Genomic DNA, 16,953 nt, shown 5'->3' with positions numbered 1-16,953 from the left:
TATGGCGATCGGAAGTGTTTTAGCCCGCTTTGGGCGTAAGAAAGAAGCAGTCGCAGACGACGCGTATTACACCGCAGGGCAAATGGCTCTGATAAAGGCCCGCTTTAAGCGTAAAACCACCGGCGTAGTTGCCGCGTGGATTCTCGGCTCGCTGGTGTTTATGGGCTTTTTTGCCGGTTTCTTTTCTCCGGTTGATCCGACCATATCCGGTGCCGATAAAGATTACCGTCGCGGTGCACCGCAGATAGTGTATTTCTGGGATCAGAATGGTTTTTCGTTACGGCCTTTCACGTATACCTATCAGAAAGAGAAAGCCAAGATTGACCTTAAGGCTTTAGCCGGTGGTGGGCTGGATGCCCTGGATGCACTTACATCCAGCGGCGCACTGAGTTCATCCAGCCAGAACAAGTTTCTGGTGGATGAAGACAAGCGTCGTTATTTGCAGTTCTTTGTTAAGGGTTGGGAATACAGCCTGATTGATTTAAGTATGGCTGGAATGGACTTGGATATTCGCTGGGACCTGCACTTATTTGGCGTTGAAAACGGCCAGATTCATCTGATGGGCACCGATGAAGACGGAAAAGACGTGTTTAGCCGGACTTTGCACGCCGTGTGGATAACCATCAGTATTGCGATAGTGGCGTTGGTGGTGAAGTTGTTTACATCACTTTTGGTGGGCGGTGTCAGTGGCTATTTCGGCGGCAAAGTCGATACCGTGATGATGAGTATCACGGAAGCTGTAAGGGTGATTCCGCCGATTCCTATTTATCTGGCTTGTGCCGTTGCGTTAGCGCAGCTCGATCTGACATCTGTGCAGCGGTATTTTGCTATTGCTGTGGTCATTGGGATGCTGGATTTCGCAACGCTCGGTCGGCGCCTACGTACCCATATTCTGACGGAGCGGAATCAGGACTACGTACTTGCGGCCCAGCTTTGCGGCTCAAGTACCTGGCGGATTATCTGGCGGCATCTGGTGCCGAGCTTCGGTAGCTACATTATTGTCGATACGCTGATTAACTTTCCCTACGTGATTTTGGCAGAAACCAGCCTGAGCTTTTTGGGGCTGGGTTTGACTGAGCCGGTTAACAGTCTTGGGGTGTTGCTGCAAAAGGCTCAGGATCCGGATATTCAGCAGAATATGATCTGGCAGTTCTTTCCGGTTGTTGTGTTTGTATTCCTGATTATGGCCTTTGTTTTTGTCGGTGATGCTCTGCGTGATGCCGCGGACCCTTATGCGGAGAAGAAGTAATATGAGCATGCATAAAAAAGCAGGTAACTTGCTGGAAATTCGTGACTTAAGTATCGATTTTAATACTGACGAAGGGCTGGTAAGGGCGGTTAATAATGTCAGTCTGGATATTAAGCCTGGCGAAGTTATGGGCTTGGTAGGCGAGAGCGGTTCAGGTAAATCAGTCACTGCGAAAACCATCATGCGTCTGAGCCCGGGTAATGCGATTATCCAGCCAAACAGTTCAATCCATCTGCACCATCAGCAACAAGATATAAATGTACTGAAGTTGCGCGGTAAAGATATGCGTCTGGTACGTGGCGATGCTGTTTCGATGATCTTTCAGGAACCTATGGCCAGCTTTGCGCCAGCTATTCGGATCAGCGATCAGATTATTCAGACCATGCAGATACATTTAGGCATCACCCGTGAAGAAGCCCGTAAAGCTGGTATTGAGTTGTTTGATCGGGTGGGCATTTTAGAGCCGGAAAAACGTTTTGATCAGTACGTGTTTGAGCTGTCTGGCGGTATGCGGCAGCGGGCAATGATCGCCATGGCATTATCTACCAAGCCGAAGCTGCTGATTGCCGATGAGCCAACGACGGCGCTGGATGTGACCATACAGGCCCAAGTGCTGGAACTGATGCTGGAGCTGCGTGAGCAGTATGGCATGGGCATGCTGTTTATCACCCATGATCTTGGGGTTATCTCTAAGATTGCTGACCGGGTGACGGTCATGAAAAAAGGTGAAATAGTTGAGGCCGGCACGGCAGAGCGGGTGCTGTTTGCGCCGGAACATGAGTATACCCAGCGTTTGCTGGATGCCTTGCCGCATTTGGATGATTTACCGGAACCGCCGGCAAAAACACCTAAGTCGCTGGTGTCGATAGAGAATCTTTCAGTTACTTACCAACTGGCCAGTGCTGCGCGCAAACAGGAAAGCTTTACTGCTGTTAAAAACATCTCGTTGGATTTACCGAAAGGCCAGATCATTGGCTTAGTCGGTGAAAGTGGTTCCGGTAAAACGTCGCTTGGCAAAGCATTACTTGGTGCTGCTCCCATTAGCAGCGGTACCGTGAAGTACAACCGTAAAAAGCGCCCGGTTGAATTTGGTATAGGTAAAAGGCTGAAACGTAAAGATCTTGCCAGAACAGCTCAGCTGGTATTTCAGGACCCTTACAGCTCACTTAATCCGCGGATGACAGTGCGGGATATTATTGCCGAGCCGCTGGAAGCAATGAAGCTGACCAAGAACCGCGAAGAAACTGATAAAAAGGTGATTGAAATCGCCAGGCGTTGTCATATTGATGTTAGCCATTTACGCCGTTTTCCCCATGCTTTTTCCGGTGGCCAGCGGCAGCGGATCAGTATTGCCCGGGCGCTGGTATGTAAGCCTAAGTTCATTGTTGCCGATGAATCGGTCGCAGCTCTGGACGTGTCTATTCAGGCGGAAATTCTGGCTTTACTGAAAGAGTTACGCGAAGAGTTAGGGCTGACGATACTGTTTATTTCCCACGATCTGAGCGTCATTGCCAACCTGTGTGACTGGGTGTGTGTGATGAAGCATGGGGATATGGTCGAGCAGGGCAGTGTGCGGGATATTTTCCTTAATCCTCAGCAGGCATATACCCAGCAACTGATCGCTTCAATTCCATTGTTGGAACCCCGGAATGCTGTAGTTGATGCCTCTGAAGAACTGATGGCCAGAGCACCGATAGTCAAAACAACGGAGCAGAGTGCTGATGTTGCAGTTATCTGATTATGACTGTGTGTATACGGCTACGGCCTTAGTTATAGCAATGCTGGTGGGATTCTGATGGATATTACGCTGAATGAAATCCGCACATTCAATGCGGTAGTACGGGCGGGCAGTTTTACCCAGGCAGCAAAACTGCTTGGCGTGAGCCAGCCGGCAGTGACGGCACAGATCCGCAAACTGGAGTCCCGCTGTGAATTCCCGTTATTAGAACGTTTTAGCAAAGAGGTGCGGCCAACAAGCCTGGGTAAACAGTTGCATCAGCTCAGTTGTCAGTATCTGGATCTGGATCTGGCGGTTGCATCATTGCTCGAACCGGAAGTACGCAGTGAAAACTTTCGTCTTAAAGTTGCTACTGCCTCACCATTGATTTTTATGCCGTTAATGGCTGCGTTCAAAAAGCAGTATCCCAAGGCTCTGGTTCAGGTGATTGCCGGGACAACCCATGAATGCCGGCAGATGATTATGGAGCGGGAAGCTGATATTGGTTTATTTCCTATGCCGAATCCGCCATCCGGGCTTTCGCGGCTGGCGTTCCATTGTCATGGATTGACGGCTATTTTGCCTAAGGACCATCGTCATGCCTGTGCTGAATCAGTGACCGCACATGATCTGATAGAGGATCCATTAATTGCCTATAAAAATAACTCGTTTACACAGGAGTATGTGAAGGCTGTTTTTAGCAGTGCTGAGCTGAATCCGCGCTTTGAAATGATGATGAGTACGTCGGAGCATGTCAGTAATGCTGTTGTTCAGGGATTGGGTGTAGGCTTTGCTCTCAGTGATGACATCCGGCCTGATCACCTCTATGCACTGGTGCCGGTTGAAGGTACCGATATGGATGTAACAGAGCATGTTGTCTGGCTGAAAACCCGCAGTCAGCAACAGGGCATAAGAGAGTTTGTTGAGATGGCCTTAACACGGCGAAATATCGATTAATTATCCCTACCATTTATTTGCTTTAATGGCTATTATTTTGCCTTTGTAGCACGTTTTTTTGGTAAATATACTTACCATTCTGGGTTATTCGCGTGCTATATTGGACACTTGTGTTTTGGGTGTCTAAAACCTTTAGTACCCTCATTAAAAATTGTGTGATGAGACTGAAGGATTAGCCATGCTTGATATTGATCAGCTTCAGACGCCGATATGGATATACGATATTGATAACTATCGTATTCACTGGGCTAATGAAAGTGCACTGACCTTATGGCATGCATCCAGCCTTGAAGAGCTTACTGCCCGGGATTTTCAGGAAGGTACATCTGATGCTGTTCAGCATACTCTCTTAAACTATCTGGATGACTTTGCTCTGGGTAAGCGTATTTGCCACTGGTGGCAGTTGTCGCCAAAAGGTAAAGCCAAAGATGTTTATTGTCAGTTTTCGGGTGTCTATCTTGATGATGGCCGGCTGGCGATGCTCGTGGAAGGCTTGCATGTAGAGCGTGCAGAAATAGCCGCGCTGGTCAGCGGCACTATCATGATTTGTCTGTTTAACGAGCAGTTTGAGCTGTTGAGTGCGAACCCGTCTTTCCGTCAGCAATTCGGCACAGACATTCATAATCTGGCTGATCTGATTCCTGTTGATGAGTTGGTGAAAATTGATCGCCAACTAGCCGGTAAAGATAAGTTCTACGAGCAGGATATTTGCCTGCAATGTGCCGACGGCAATCGATGGCACAGTGTAGAGGTGCGCCTGAGTGAAACTACAGCTGGCGACTTTGTTGTTAGCTTTCAGGATATCCATGAGCGTAAAAGCCGTGAGCTTGAGTTACAGCAAATGGCGACCCATGACGTGCTGACCGGAGTCTTTAACCGTAAAGGTTTGTTTCAGCGCATGAAGTTGCTGCATGAGAAACAAACGCCTTTCTCTATCTATTATATCGACCTGGACGGCTTTAAACCTATCAATGACGGCTTTGGCCACGCAGTAGGTGATAGCCTGTTGTGTCAGGTTGCCAGCCGTCTGCGACGCTGTACCGGCGATGACGGAGATATATCCCGTATCGGCGGTGATGAGTTCGTTGTGATACTTCCCGAAGCCTGCGTTGATGACTATTTTGATGTGTTTGCCACTGCGCTGGTGCAGAGTCTCTCCGGGCAATACAAAATCTCCGATGATATTCCGCCGGTTGTGCTATCGGTAAGTGTGGGTGTTGCCAGTTATCCCCGTGATGATGATGACCTGGAATTACTGTTAGCTGATGCCGACGCTGCAATGTATATGGCCAAAGGTTCCGGTCGCCGTTGCTGGATTCAGTACCGTAAAGGTATGCGTGAGCAATTGCTGCGACGCACGCAGATTTCTCAGCGCATTGGTGCTGCACTGCTCAATGATGAGTTTGAAATGTGCTATCAGCCGGTATTTGATATGCACGATTCACGGGTAGTGATTGTTGAAGCCCTGGTTCGCTGGCCCGGTTCAGAGCTGGCTGAAGTCAGCCCGGATGAGCTGATAGATGTAGCCGAGCACTGTGGTCTGATTGGCGAGCTGAGTAGCTGGATTTTTTATCAGGCTTGCCAGGAGTTCCGGGCCATCCGTCAGCGGTTTGGTGATCAGGTCTTACTGTCGCTGAATGTTTCCGGCTTACACATACAGCAGGGCAGGCTTATTAGCGATTTAGAATACGCGATCAATTCAGCAGGTCTGCTGCCACAGGATCTGGTGCTGGAACTGACCGAACGGGTCATCATGCCTGACTCAAAAGAATACTCTTCCACAATCGATCAGTTGATAGGTTATGGTTTTAGCTTTGCGATCGATGATTTCGGAACAGGCTTCTCATCCCTGGCTTACCTCAACAGCATTCCTGCCAAATGGGTGAAGCTGGACCGGGAGTTTGTCTCCCGCCTTGATAAAGGCGTTGAAACGGTAACCTGCATTCACAAGTTAGTCGACGCACTGGGGATGAATCTGATTGTAGAAGGGGTAGAAACCCGCTGGCAGGTTGAAAAGCTCAAAGAACATCAGATCTTCTATCAACAGGGCTACTATCATTTCTCACCTGCAAACCTGCGTAACCTGTTGTGTGATCAGTCTGAGCTTAAATGGGTGAATGTTGGTTGATCTGTTGAAGCCAAGGATATTTATCCAGCAAAAAAAAACGGCGCTTAAGAACGCCGTTTTTTTATGCTGTGGATAATTCATTTATAAGTACTGGTGACTGAAGCTATCTATTGAAACGCTACTCATACACAAGCACGCTTTACTTGTTAATAAATGAAAAGCATACATACCTTAATACTGAAGCAACTAAAGAATATCGGACTATATTAGGGGGATAGGATTCTGCGCAGGCAGGATAGCGTAACTGTTAACACCGACAAGGTGTGCGTTCGCGTTTTCCCAGTGAAGAATAAGGATGTGCTTCAAGGAATAGCATGAGAACTTTTGCTTTAATATCATTATTTTTATTTTTAGCATTTAACGTACATGCTCAAGATGATGCTACCAAGAGCTTCATACAAGTGATGGGAGCTCTAAATCAGCAAGCTGCACAAGCCCAAAATCAAGGGGATTATGCTCAAGCTGAAGAAAGCAGGAGGCAGTTGGTCTCTCTAATGGAGCAAGTCAATTTTCGTCCGTCAGAAATTGCGAGGCAATTGAGTAATCTGGCTTCTGTATTGAATCTAATAAATAAGCCAAAAGATGCTCAAGTCGAGCTAGAAAGGGCCCTTGAGCTATTGGACTCAAATCCTACCAGCGATCGACTACAACTAGCTGTCCTGAATGGCAATCTTGGTGAGGCTCTGTTAAAGCAGGGCGTGTATGATTCTGCGAGAACGCGATACGAAATCGAGTTAGATATTCTTAGAGATTTATCTATGGAAAACACTCACTTTTCAGCATCAGCTCGCATAGGCATTGGGGCAATTGAGGCAGAGCTTGGAAATGTTGACGAAGCATTGGGACACTACGAGTTCGCGATACGGATATTTCGAAGCTTAAGTGATGACTCTCACCCAGTTACTAGCAGGGTGCTTGGGGAGTATGAAGAATTACAAAGAAAAGCCGAAGTAAGATAGTCATCGGCACATAACGATCAAATTAAAAAGGATGTAGAGCTGCGCCCTACACCTATTGTTAAGGGCGTTACTTCTCTAAAGGACAAAGGTATGGAAGCTGAGCTAAAGGAATACTACAAGACCCGTGCTGGAGAGTATGAAGACATTTACGCTAAGCCAGAGCGTCAAAAGGATATTCAGGCACTTTCACTTTTTTTAAAGAATAACTTCATTCAAAAAGATGTTTTGGAAATTGCCTGTGGCACAGGTTTTTGGACGCAGAAGTATTGTACTGATGCGGCAAGTGTACTGGGGATAGATTACAACCAGGAAGTGCTTCAGGTCGCCAGAGGCAAGGAGCTCCAAAATTGTAATGTTGAGTTTATAGTCGATGACGCTTTTCGTCTTAGCAAGGTCACGGAAAAAGCTAATGCTTGTTATGCTGGGTTTTGGCTGTCGCACATTAAGAAAAGTGACGTTAATGCATTTCTAAGAATGCTACACGTGAATCTTGAGCCCGGAAGTCTCGTGATATTTGCCGATAATCTTTATGTGGAAGGCAATAGTACACCGATAAGCAGTCAGGATTCAGATGGTAATACTTACCAGGTGCGAACACTGAAAGATGGTAGCCAGCACGAAATACTCAAAAACTTTATAACGGAAGAAGAATTTCATTCCATGGTGAGTGAAGTTTCTAAAACCGTACATTATAGAAAAATGGAATATTTCTGGTATGGCTGGTACGAGGTGTAACGAAAGCATACATAGGACTTAACTTTGTTAGGTCGAATGTGTGGTTGCTTCGCTTATACTCAATAATCGCTTTTACTCCGGTGAATTTGTGATTTAGACGTTAAATTTCTTTTGGGTACTTATTATGAATTTGGATAAATCAACAAAACGTATAGCAAAAAGAGTTAAAAAAGGATTTCAGGGTTATCCTCAGATATCGATAGCTTACTTTGGTAAATCAACCAGTTGCGCAACTGAAGTCGTTGTTGGGTTTATTTCAGAAGAAGGCGCTGCAGCCCAAGAGCAAAAGTTTTCCTGTAAAAGTGATGCCAGAAAAGACGAAACGATTCAGACGACCTTGTTAAAAGTGATTGAGCGGGCAGATGCGAAAACAGTTTTAGAGATTTCAGGTGTTTCAGTTATTGAGTGACTTCTGTAAACCAGATACAAAAAAAAACGGCGCTTTAAGCGCCGTTTTTTTGTAGTCATAAATTACTAAGGCTTAGAACAGACTCTGGATCAGGACGTCTTCGGTAACCTGGATCTGTTAGCAGCTGGTACGCGTGGCAGACCAGGCCACTGGAGCCATGATGGCGTTCTTTGACATCATATGCCTGTTCTTGTTTATGCTTGTATATATCAGAAACAAAAATGGCTCCCGAAGGAGCCATTTTTAGACGTTATTTAAGATTTAAAAAATCTTAGAACAGACCCTGGATCAGGCCGTCTTCGTCCACGTGGATGCTGTTAGCAGCTGGTACGCGTGGCAGACCAGGCATGGTCATGATGTCACCACATACCGCTACGATGAACTCAGCACCAGCAGACAGACGAACTTCACGAACAGTTACTGTGTGATCGCTTGGCGCGCCACGCAGGTTCATGTCAGTAGAGAAGCTGTACTGTGTCTTAGCCATACATACTGGCAGGTTACCGAAGCCCTGTTCTTCGAACTGGTGCAGACGGTCACGAACAGTCTTGTCTGCAGCAACTTCGCCAGCGCCGTAAATGCTCTTAGCAACAGTTTCGATTTTCTCGAACAGTGGCAGGTCCAGGTGGTACAGAGGAGCGAACTGCGCAGAACCGCCTTCGATCATCTCAACAACCTTAGTTGCCAGCTCTTCAGTACCTTCAGAACCGTTCGCCCAGTGGCTAGCCAGAATAGCTTCTACGCCTTCTTCAGCAGCAGCAGCTTTAACAGCAGCGATTTCTTCTTCAGTGTCATGGATGAACTGGTTGATAGCAACAACAACTGGTACACCGAACTTCTTAACGTTCTGGATGTGACGAGCCAGGTTTGCACAACCTTTCTGAACAGCTTCAACGTTTTCGCCAGTCAGCTGATCTTTAGCAACACCGCCGTGCATCTTAAGAGCACGTACAGTAGCAACGATTACAGCAGCTTCAGGCTTCAGGCCAGCTTTACGACATTTGATGTCGAAGAACTTCTCAGCACCCAGGTCAGCACCGAAACCAGCTTCAGTTACAACGTAGTCTGCCAGCTTCAGAGCCGCTTTAGTTGCGATAACTGAGTTACAGCCGTGAGCGATGTTAGCGAATGGGCCACCGTGGATGAACGCTGGGTTGTTTTCCAGAGTCTGAACCAGGTTAGGGTTCAGGGCATCTTTCAGCAGAGTCGCCATTGCGCCATCTGCATCCAGCTGCTTAGCACGGATTGGAGTACGTTCGCGAGTTTCAGCAACGATGATGTTACCGATACGCTCACGCAGATCGTTCATGTCGCTAGCCAGGCAGAAGATAGCCATGATTTCAGACGCTACAGTGATGTCGAAACCGTCGGTACGGGAGTAACCGTTACCTGGGCCGCCCAGACCGTTAGCGATTTCACGCAGTGCGCGGTCGTTCATGTCGATAACACGCTTGTACGCGATACGACGGCTGTCGATACCCAGATCGTTACCCCAGTAAATGTGGTTATCGATCAGAGCAGCCAGCAGGTTGTGTGCAGCACCGATTGCGTGGAAGTCACCTGTGAAGTGCAGGTTGATATCTTCCATTGGTACTACCTGAGCTTTACCGCCGCCGGCAGCGCCACCCTTCATACCAAAACATGGGCCCAGAGAAGGCTCACGCAGTGCCATAATTGCTTTTTTACCAATGCGGTTCAGGCCATCGCCCAGACCAACAGTAGTAGTTGTTTTACCTTCACCAGCCGGAGTCGGGCTGATTGCAGTAACCAGGATCAGTTTGCCGTCTTGGCGATCCTTTAGAGTTTCGATGTAGTCGAGGCTAACCTTGGCTTTATCGTGGCCGTAAGGGCTAATATGCTCGTTTGGGATCTCCAATTTCGCAGCAATTTCGCTGATGTGCAGTTTATTTGCCGCGCGAGCAATATCGATATCAGTATTCACCTTTTATACCTCTGTTAGAGAATCACGTTTTGGCGAGAGCGCCAGTATTTATATGTAATCATTCAGAATGATTGGGTCGTTAAGCGCAGCATTCTAATGTGTTGCGTCTTAGCAAGAATCTCCAAAGCAAAAAGCAGCGTTATAATGCATATCCTGAGGCAATTTTTCAATGGCTACAGGCAAGTTGCATCAAGTAAAACTGCGTTTACTCCCATGAATAGAATGCGACGACTCCAATGCGTGTAGTCAATCACTTTCAGGGCAGTAGAATTTATCTCTTTTAGCCATTAGCTTGTGTATCTGCGACACCTTTGGAAAAAACGTTCTTTTTGACGACAGATGTGCCGAAACTTTGTGCAATTCAGGAAACTTATGTGGCCAAAAAGAAAATTGCCGCGCACTGATTCGAAACAGGGCACGGCAATTGTGTCAGCGGTTATCTGGCTTAGTGCCAGCCTTCCACTCCGGTCATATCAGGTAGCTGGTGAGCGATACCTTTATGGCAGTCAATACAGGTATTTTCACCGGATGCCAGAGCAGTTGAATGCTGTTTAGCAGCCCGGCCAGCCTGCAGGGTGAAATCCATACTGTCGAATTCGTGACAGTTACGGCATTCCAGTGAGTCATTGGCTTTCAGGCGTGCCCATTCGTGCTCAGCCAGTTCGCGGCGTTTTGCCTCAAACTTTTCAGGTGTGTTAATAGTACCGAAGATTTTGCCCCAGACTTCTTTAGATGCCTGCATCTTACGGGCAATCTTGTCGGTCCAGTTATGCGGTACGTGACAGTCCGGGCAACTGGCACGTACGCCGGAACGGTTTGAATAGTGAATGGTTGGCTTCAGCTCTTCAAACACGTTGTTACGCATTTCGTGGCAGGAGGTACAAAATTCTTCTGTATTGGTTAATTCCAGTGCGGTGTTAAAGCCACCCCAGAAAATGATGCCGGCAACAAAGCCACCAATAGTCAGAAAGCCCAGACTGTAATGTACGGCAGGGCGGGTCAGGGTGCGCCAAATCGATTTGATTAACTGCATGGCAGTGCTCCTTACTCGCTGATAGCGCCAGCTGGTTTAAAAGTGTTATCAACCAGTGGTGGTGCTTCTACCTGAGGTACATGACACTGCTGGCAGAAGTAACGGCGTGGTGATACATCACTCAGTTCTACACCGTCACGATTCTTGAAGTGAGTGATGCTGATCTTGGTTGCGCCATACTTTTTATAGTTCTTAAAGCTGTGGCAGCTTAAACACTTATTAGAGTTCTTATTTACCTGATAGCCGCGAATGGAATGCGGAATCAGTGGAGGCTGCTGGACGTAGTTCAGCTCCAGGCTCGAATTTTCTTTTGGATAGTTTTTCAGCTCAGCCGTTTCTGACTGGCTATTAAGGTCATGGCTGCGCAGAGACCCACCCAGATCGCCAAATTCTTCAGCAACAACAGGGGCAGAAAGGATGGCAATTAAAGATAGTAGCAATAGGTTTTTCATTTTTTGTTCTCCACCTCGGTGGTAAATCGGGTATTGATTTCAAATACAGACTCGGCGCACACATCGATACAGCGGCTGCAATTTGTACAATCTGAGGCAAAAATAATTGGGCTGACGCTATTGGCAGCGCCTTTTAATACTGGTTTCAGAATCTGAGGTTCAGGGCAGACTTTGTAACAGTCCATGCAATCATCGCAGCGTTCGCGATTCCTGGCATTGATCCGGATCACACTAAGCTTACCTATCAGGCCGTAAAAGGCGCCCATTGGACAAAGGTGGCTACACCAGGCCCGCTGGCTGATAAATAAGTCCAGCATGAAGATCATGGCGATCAGTACCCAGCCACTGCCCAAACCGAAAATCAGTCCGCGCTGCAGCAGGGAAACCGGGTTCACCAGCTCCCATATAAGCAAACCGCCAAGCATAGGTAACAGCAGTGATAATCCGAGCATCCAGTAGCGCAGGCTGTTGGATATACGGGTGGTTTTGCTGATGCCTAAACGACGGCGCAGCCAGCTGGCGGCATCGGTAACAATGTTGACCGGGCAAACCCAGCTGCAATAGCTGCGTCCGCCGATCAGCACGTAGAACAGCAGGACGATAAAGCCGCCCAGTAATGCTGTTTCTGCCGGCCAGTGACCACTGGCGATGATTTGTGCGAGTACGAAAGGATCGCTTAAAGGAACGGTGTTCAGCACTGTAGAGCTGCTGAGGTTGCCTTTAAGAATATCCAGTTCATACCAAAAGCTGGCTGCAAACAAAGCCAGAATGCTCAACTGGCAAAAGCGACGCAGTAACAGGAAACGGTGAGCATGCCACCATCCCAGTTGTGCTAACGCTTCAGCACCGACGCGGCGATCTGCCTGACGTTCAGTTGGCATTGCTGTTCTCCGGTCTGCGGATTTCCAGCTTTAACTGTTCCGGTACCAGTGAGCCGCCATTGCGGGCCTTTTCTTCCCAGCCCAGCCGATAGTGCTGGCCGAGGGAGCCGCTGGCTAATGCCATTGGCAGGACTTTAATAGCAGTTTCATCCAGTACGCAGGCTTCTTCACATTTACCGCAGCCGGTGCAAATATCGGCATGTACGGTAGGAATGAATAAAGCGTGCTTGCCGGTACGACTGTTGCGCTGGCGCTCCAGGGTTATTGCTTCGTCGATTAACGGGCATACCCGATAGCAAACATCACAACGTAAGCCCTGAAAGTTCAGGCAGTTCTTTTCATCAATCAGCACCGCGGTGCCCATGCGGGCGTCGTCGATATTCTGCAGTGCAGGATCCAGCGCGCCGCTCGGGCAGGCTGCTACACAGGGAATATCTTCACACATCTCGCAGGGGACTTGTCTGGCTTCAAACCAGGGTGTACCGCTGGGGGCGGGATCAAATAAAGTTGCCAGTTTCAGGGTGTCGTAAGGACAGTCTTCCACACACAAACCACACCGCAGACAAGCATTCAGGAAGTCATCTCCGGACAATGCGCCGGGTGGGCGGATTGCCTGGGGATCACTGCGCTTTGCGCTGCTCGCCCAGGCGGTAAGGCCCAGGCCAACCATTCCGGCAGCAGATGCACCGCGCGCGACGTCAGTAAAAAACTGACGCCTCGACGGAGCCTTGCTGGCAGATGATTCAGAGTGACGCTGCTTGTCCATGGTCTGCTTCACTAATCAGATTCTTAACGCGCCTGGCGTTAAACCTTCTCGATGCGCACAGCGCACTTCTTATAGTCAGTTTCTTTTGACAGCGGATCAGTTGCATCCAGTGTCAAACGGTTAACTAACTGCTTAGCATCGAAGAATGGCATGAACACCAGACCTTCCGGCGGACGGTTACGGCCACGGGTTTCAACCCGGGTAGTAATTTCGCCACGACGGGATGCAACCCGAACTTCATCACCACGGCGCAGTTGGCGCTTTTTGGCATCTTCAGGGTGCATGTACACAACGCTATCCGGGAAGGCCCGGTAAAGCTCAGGTACGCGGCGAGTCATGGTGCCAGTGTGCCAGTGTTCCAGAACCCGGCCGGTGGATAACCACAGGTTGAATTCTTCATCCGGAGATTCCGCCGCTGGTTCATAAGGCAGGGCGAAGATGATGGCACGCTTGTCTTTCTTCTTGCCGTAGAACTGAACTTCGCTGCCAGCTTCTACATATGGGTCGTAGCCTTCACGGAAGCGCCACAGGGTTTCTTTGCCGTCAACAACAGGCCAGCGCAGACCGCGGGCTTTGTGATACATGTCGTATGGCGCCAGGTCGTGTGCGTGACCACGGCCGAATTCGGCGTATTCTTCAAACAGGCCTTTGTGGATGTAGAAGCCAAAGTCGTAAGCATCATCGTTGATCTGGCCTTCTGGCAGATCAGACAGTGGGTACTTGTCGACGTTGCCGTTCATGTACAGCACTTCATACAAAGTTTTGCCGCGCAATTCAGGGCTTGCTGCCAGCAGGGCGTCAGACCAAACATCTTCAACTTTGAAGCGTTTAGAGAATTCAACTAACTGCCACAAATCAGACTTAGCGCCTTCAACTGCAGGAACTTGCTGGTACCAAACCTGGGTACGACGCTCAGCGTTACCGTAAGCGCCTTCTTTTTCTACCCACATTGCAGTTGGCAGAATAAGGTCGGATGCCTGAGCAGTAACCGTTGGATACGGATCAGAAGTAACGATGAAGTTGTCCGGGTTACGGTAACCTGGGAGGCCTTCTTCGTTCATGTTTGGCGCAGCCTGCATATTGTTGTTACACATTACCCAGTAGCAGTTCAGCTTGCCGTCTTTCAGCATGCGGTTCTGTTTAACTGCGTGGTAACCAACTTTTGCAGGAACTGTACCTTCTGGCAGTTTCCAGATGCTTTCTGCGATATCGCGGTGAGCTTTCTTCTTCACGACCATGTCTGCAGGCAGACGGTGGCAGAAAGTACCTACTTCACGGGCAGTACCGCAGGCAGATGGCTGGCCAGTCAGAGAGAATGGTCCGTTACCTGGCTCAGAAATCTTACCGGTCAACAGGTGAATGTTGTACACCAGGTTGTTAGCCCAAACACCACGGGTGTGCTGGTTGAAGCCCATAGTCCAATATGAAACAACTTTACGTTTCGGATCTGCGTACAGCTGAGCCAGTTCTTCCAGGTTCTTTTCCGGAACACCGGACAGCTCTGATGTGTATTCCACTGTATAAGTGCTAACGAACTCAGCGAACTCTTCAAAGCTGATTGGGTCAGAACCGCCTTTGCCAGGGTTCTTCGCCGCTTTTTCCAGCGGGTGAGTCGGGCGCAGACCGTAGCCGATGTCAGTCACACCTTTACGGAAGTTAGTGTGCTTCTCAACGAAGTCTTTGTTAACCGCATCATTCTGAATAATGTAGTTGGCAATGTAGTTCAGAATCGCCAGATCAGTTTGCGGTGTGAAGATGATTGGGTTGTCGGCCAGTTCAAAGCTGCGGTGCTTGAAGGTAGACAAAACGGCAACTTTAACGTGATCTGCACTCAGGACACGGTCAGTCAGACGGGACCACAGAATCGGGTGCATTTCCGCCATGTTGGAGCCCCAAAGCACGAATGCATCGGCCTGTTCCAGATCGTCATAACAACCCATTGGCTCATCGATGCCGAAGGTACGCATGAAACCGCCTACCGCGGACGCCATACAATGACGGGCGTTTGGATCGATGTGGTTAGAACGGAAGCCGGCTTTCATCAGCTTGGAAGCGGCATAGCCTTCCATAACTGTCCACTGGCCAGAACCGAACATACCGATAGGTGGCATTTCGTCAGAGTTGCGGGTTTTCACCAGCGACTCTTTCCATTTCTCTGCCATGATGTCGAATGCCTGATCCCAACTGATTGGGGTGAATTCGCCATTCTTGTCGTAACGGCCATCTGTCATGCGCAGTAAAGGCGTATTCAGACGGTCTTTGCCGTACATGATTTTTGACAGGAAGTAGCCCTTGATACAGTTTAGGCCACGGTTTACCGGTGCTTCCGGGTCGCCCTGAGTAGCAACTACTTTGCCGTTTTGGGTGCCGACCAGCACTGAGCAGCCGGTGCCGCAGAAACGGCATGGCGCTTTGTCCCACTTCACTTCTGAGTCGGATGACTTAGTGATGAGGTTAGTCGCCTGGCTGGGTAGGCTAATACCGGCGGCAACAGCTGCAGCAGATGCTGCCTGTGCTTTTACAAAGTCACGTCTGGATACCTTCATGGTGATCCTCTCTTATTACCTGTGTTTATTCTTCAGGCCCAGTCCCATCTGGCGGGGGCCGGGTCACTCTTGTCTTTGCGGCGAACCGCGATATTCGGTATTACTCAGCAACATCACGCAATGTGGTGGTACACCAGTGATGCTGAAAGAATGTGGTCGGCCATCTGGATATGGTCGATCTTATCCAGTAACTGGGCCTGATCATCTGCTTCGAGTACAACGACCATCTTGCCTTCCGGTGTGGCGTTTGGTATTTCTGCACCGGGGATACTGTGAATCGTGTCTTGTACTTGTTGCAGGTGATCCGGGTGGCTCATGACAACCAGGCTGGCAATATGCAAGTCCTTGTCGTCTTGGAATGAGTCATCCTTGTGCGCGTTCATAGCTGGACTCCATAATTTATGGTGATGGCTTTGCTGGGGCAGGTGCGGATGCAGGCGCCACAGCCGTTACATTGTTCGGTGTCGATCTGAGGGGCGCTGACCTGACCAAGTCTTGGTCGGAACTGGATGGCGTCAGGTTCACAACTGTCTTCACAGCTACGGCACTCAACGCCAGATTGGGTCAGGCATTGGGTACCGATTTCTATATGCTGCTGCCAGGGCTGTTCAGTTTCTGGCCGGAACAACGGCTGATCGCAAACTGCAGCGCATTGATAGCAAAAAGTGCATTCACCGCGGCTGAAATCGATAGTCGGGAAACCACCATCACCCCGGGTAATTATCTGGGTTTCGCAGTGTTTGATGCAGGCGTCACAGCGGTGACAGTCGGCAAGGAACAGCTGTTCATCCTTGATCCAGGGAAGGTTCTGGCGAAGAGGTTTTCCGGCTTGATCTCTGGACACCTTACCTCTGAATAGTGCCCGACGGCTCAGATCGACCATGGGATTAACTTCCCGGAGGTCCAGTCAGAATCTGGGAAATCCAGACAATGAATCCGTACCCCACAACTATCGATACAGCCACGGCTGGTGCGATAATTCCGGTTAGAAACAGGAATGCTCTGGTCTCTTGAAACCGGGAGCTGTTTTGTCCGCCGGACTCTTCCTGCGGTAGTGCGTTTGCTGCTTCTTTCATCGTTTTGGCTTCCAAGAAAAATGCTTAGAAAGAATAGTAGCAAACAGAGCTGTTCGCTCTTTGACGTGCATCAAGGGTTGCAGGTGGGAAAATTGATCTGGGT

Annotated in this window: 16 protein-coding genes; 7 read left to right on the top strand and 9 right to left on the bottom strand. The window is 48.9% G+C overall.

The genetic code is table 11. From position 1 onward, the window contains the following. Position 1: 1 nt before the first annotated feature. From OCU49_RS17570 to OCU49_RS17540, 7 genes are all read left to right on the top strand, one after another. Complete coding sequence (locus OCU49_RS17570; RefSeq protein WP_261841860.1) at positions 2 to 1,249, top strand: ABC transporter permease; 1,248 nt, start codon at positions 2 to 4, stop codon at positions 1,247 to 1,249. 1 nt (position 1,250) lies between these two features. Further along, a complete protein-coding gene (locus tag OCU49_RS17565; protein ID WP_261841859.1) occupies positions 1,251 to 2,987 on the top strand; it encodes a dipeptide ABC transporter ATP-binding protein in 1,737 nt (578 codons plus the stop codon). 57 nt (positions 2,988 to 3,044) lie between these two features. Beyond that, positions 3,045 to 3,923 (top strand): LysR family transcriptional regulator, encoded by an 879-nt coding sequence (locus tag OCU49_RS17560; RefSeq protein WP_261841858.1) that lies wholly within the window; start codon positions 3,045 to 3,047, stop codon positions 3,921 to 3,923. Between the two features lie 178 nt (positions 3,924 to 4,101). Continuing rightward, on the top strand, positions 4,102 to 6,051 hold the full coding sequence (locus OCU49_RS17555; RefSeq protein ID WP_261841857.1) for a putative bifunctional diguanylate cyclase/phosphodiesterase: 1,950 nt from the start codon (positions 4,102 to 4,104) through the stop codon (positions 6,049 to 6,051). A 314-nt stretch (positions 6,052 to 6,365) separates the two neighbouring features. Then, positions 6,366 to 7,010 carry a tetratricopeptide repeat protein gene (locus OCU49_RS17550; RefSeq protein WP_261841856.1) on the top strand — a complete coding sequence of 215 codons (645 nt, stop codon included), beginning with the start codon at positions 6,366 to 6,368 and terminating at the stop codon, positions 7,008 to 7,010. A gap of 90 nt (positions 7,011 to 7,100) precedes the next feature. Then, positions 7,101 to 7,745 (top strand): class I SAM-dependent DNA methyltransferase, encoded by a 645-nt coding sequence (locus tag OCU49_RS17545; protein WP_261841855.1) that lies wholly within the window; start codon positions 7,101 to 7,103, stop codon positions 7,743 to 7,745. Positions 7,746 to 7,869: 124 nt separating this feature from the next. After that, complete coding sequence (locus OCU49_RS17540) at positions 7,870 to 8,154, top strand: hypothetical protein (RefSeq protein WP_261841854.1); 285 nt, start codon at positions 7,870 to 7,872, stop codon at positions 8,152 to 8,154. Between the two features lie 271 nt (positions 8,155 to 8,425). On the opposite strand, the gene OCU49_RS17535 is transcribed toward OCU49_RS17540, so the two are convergent. The 9 genes from OCU49_RS17535 to OCU49_RS17495 form a co-directional block, all read right to left on the bottom strand. Next, a complete protein-coding gene (locus OCU49_RS17535; protein ID WP_261841853.1) occupies positions 8,426 to 10,096 on the bottom strand; it encodes a formate--tetrahydrofolate ligase in 1,671 nt (556 codons plus the stop codon). Between the two features lie 445 nt (positions 10,097 to 10,541). Further along, entirely contained in the window at positions 10,542 to 11,129 is a 588-nt protein-coding gene (locus tag OCU49_RS17530; RefSeq protein WP_261841852.1) for a cytochrome c3 family protein, read from the bottom strand. A gap of 11 nt (positions 11,130 to 11,140) precedes the next feature. Beyond that, on the bottom strand, positions 11,141 to 11,581 hold the full coding sequence (locus tag OCU49_RS17525; RefSeq protein WP_261841851.1) for a nitrate reductase cytochrome c-type subunit: 441 nt from the start codon (positions 11,579 to 11,581) through the stop codon (positions 11,141 to 11,143). After that, complete coding sequence (napH, locus tag OCU49_RS17520; protein WP_261841850.1) at positions 11,578 to 12,462, bottom strand: quinol dehydrogenase ferredoxin subunit NapH; 885 nt, start codon at positions 12,460 to 12,462, stop codon at positions 11,578 to 11,580. Before napH ends, OCU49_RS17525 begins: the two co-directional genes overlap by 4 nt. Continuing rightward, the gene (napG, locus tag OCU49_RS17515; protein WP_261841849.1) at positions 12,452 to 13,240 is read right to left on the bottom strand and encodes a ferredoxin-type protein NapG; all 789 of its coding nucleotides are present in this window, start codon (positions 13,238 to 13,240) and stop codon (positions 12,452 to 12,454) included. Before napG ends, napH begins: the two co-directional genes overlap by 11 nt. Before the next feature lie 26 nt (positions 13,241 to 13,266). Next, a complete protein-coding gene (napA, locus tag OCU49_RS17510; protein ID WP_261841848.1) occupies positions 13,267 to 15,774 on the bottom strand; it encodes a nitrate reductase catalytic subunit NapA in 2,508 nt (835 codons plus the stop codon). A gap of 113 nt (positions 15,775 to 15,887) precedes the next feature. Further along, complete coding sequence (locus OCU49_RS17505) at positions 15,888 to 16,157, bottom strand: chaperone NapD (protein WP_261841847.1); 270 nt, start codon at positions 16,155 to 16,157, stop codon at positions 15,888 to 15,890. Continuing rightward, entirely contained in the window at positions 16,154 to 16,657 is a 504-nt protein-coding gene (gene napF / locus OCU49_RS17500) for a ferredoxin-type protein NapF (protein ID WP_261841846.1), read from the bottom strand. The genes OCU49_RS17505 and napF overlap by 4 nt, the downstream gene beginning before the upstream one ends. A gap of 4 nt (positions 16,658 to 16,661) precedes the next feature. Next, positions 16,662 to 16,850: a periplasmic nitrate reductase, NapE protein gene (locus OCU49_RS17495; protein WP_261841845.1), complete on the bottom strand. Its 189-nt coding sequence runs from the start codon at positions 16,848 to 16,850 to the stop codon at positions 16,662 to 16,664. Positions 16,851 to 16,953 lie beyond the last annotated feature (103 nt).

Source organism: Aliamphritea ceti (assembly GCF_024347215.1).
Taxonomy (GTDB): Bacteria; Pseudomonadota; Gammaproteobacteria; order Pseudomonadales; family Balneatricaceae; genus Amphritea; species Amphritea ceti.
This window is presented reverse-complemented; position numbering and strand designations above follow the sequence as displayed.

What these genes read in the sequence shown, in the direction of transcription:
- OCU49_RS17565 (WP_261841859.1), top strand. Translation starts at nt 1,251, where the DNA reads ATGAGCATGCATAAAAAAGCAGGTAACTTGCTGGAAATTCGTGACTTA.
- OCU49_RS17525 (WP_261841851.1), bottom strand. Translation starts at nt 11,581, where the DNA reads ATGAAAAACCTATTGCTACTATCTTTAATTGCCATCCTTTCTGCCCCT.
- OCU49_RS17545 (WP_261841855.1), top strand. Translation starts at nt 7,101, where the DNA reads ATGGAAGCTGAGCTAAAGGAATACTACAAGACCCGTGCTGGAGAGTAT.
- OCU49_RS17560 (WP_261841858.1), top strand. Translation starts at nt 3,045, where the DNA reads ATGGATATTACGCTGAATGAAATCCGCACATTCAATGCGGTAGTACGG.
- OCU49_RS17540 (WP_261841854.1), top strand. Translation starts at nt 7,870, where the DNA reads ATGAATTTGGATAAATCAACAAAACGTATAGCAAAAAGAGTTAAAAAA.
- OCU49_RS17550 (WP_261841856.1), top strand. Translation starts at nt 6,366, where the DNA reads ATGAGAACTTTTGCTTTAATATCATTATTTTTATTTTTAGCATTTAAC.
- napA (WP_261841848.1), bottom strand. Translation starts at nt 15,774, where the DNA reads ATGAAGGTATCCAGACGTGACTTTGTAAAAGCACAGGCAGCATCTGCT.
- OCU49_RS17505 (WP_261841847.1), bottom strand. Translation starts at nt 16,157, where the DNA reads ATGAACGCGCACAAGGATGACTCATTCCAAGACGACAAGGACTTGCAT.
- OCU49_RS17495 (WP_261841845.1), bottom strand. Translation starts at nt 16,850, where the DNA reads ATGAAAGAAGCAGCAAACGCACTACCGCAGGAAGAGTCCGGCGGACAA.
- napH (WP_261841850.1), bottom strand. Translation starts at nt 12,462, where the DNA reads ATGCCAACTGAACGTCAGGCAGATCGCCGCGTCGGTGCTGAAGCGTTA.
- OCU49_RS17555 (WP_261841857.1), top strand. Translation starts at nt 4,102, where the DNA reads ATGCTTGATATTGATCAGCTTCAGACGCCGATATGGATATACGATATT.
- OCU49_RS17530 (WP_261841852.1), bottom strand. Translation starts at nt 11,129, where the DNA reads ATGCAGTTAATCAAATCGATTTGGCGCACCCTGACCCGCCCTGCCGTA.
- napF (WP_261841846.1), bottom strand. Translation starts at nt 16,657, where the DNA reads ATGGTCGATCTGAGCCGTCGGGCACTATTCAGAGGTAAGGTGTCCAGA.
- OCU49_RS17570 (WP_261841860.1), top strand. Translation starts at nt 2, where the DNA reads ATGGCGATCGGAAGTGTTTTAGCCCGCTTTGGGCGTAAGAAAGAAGCA.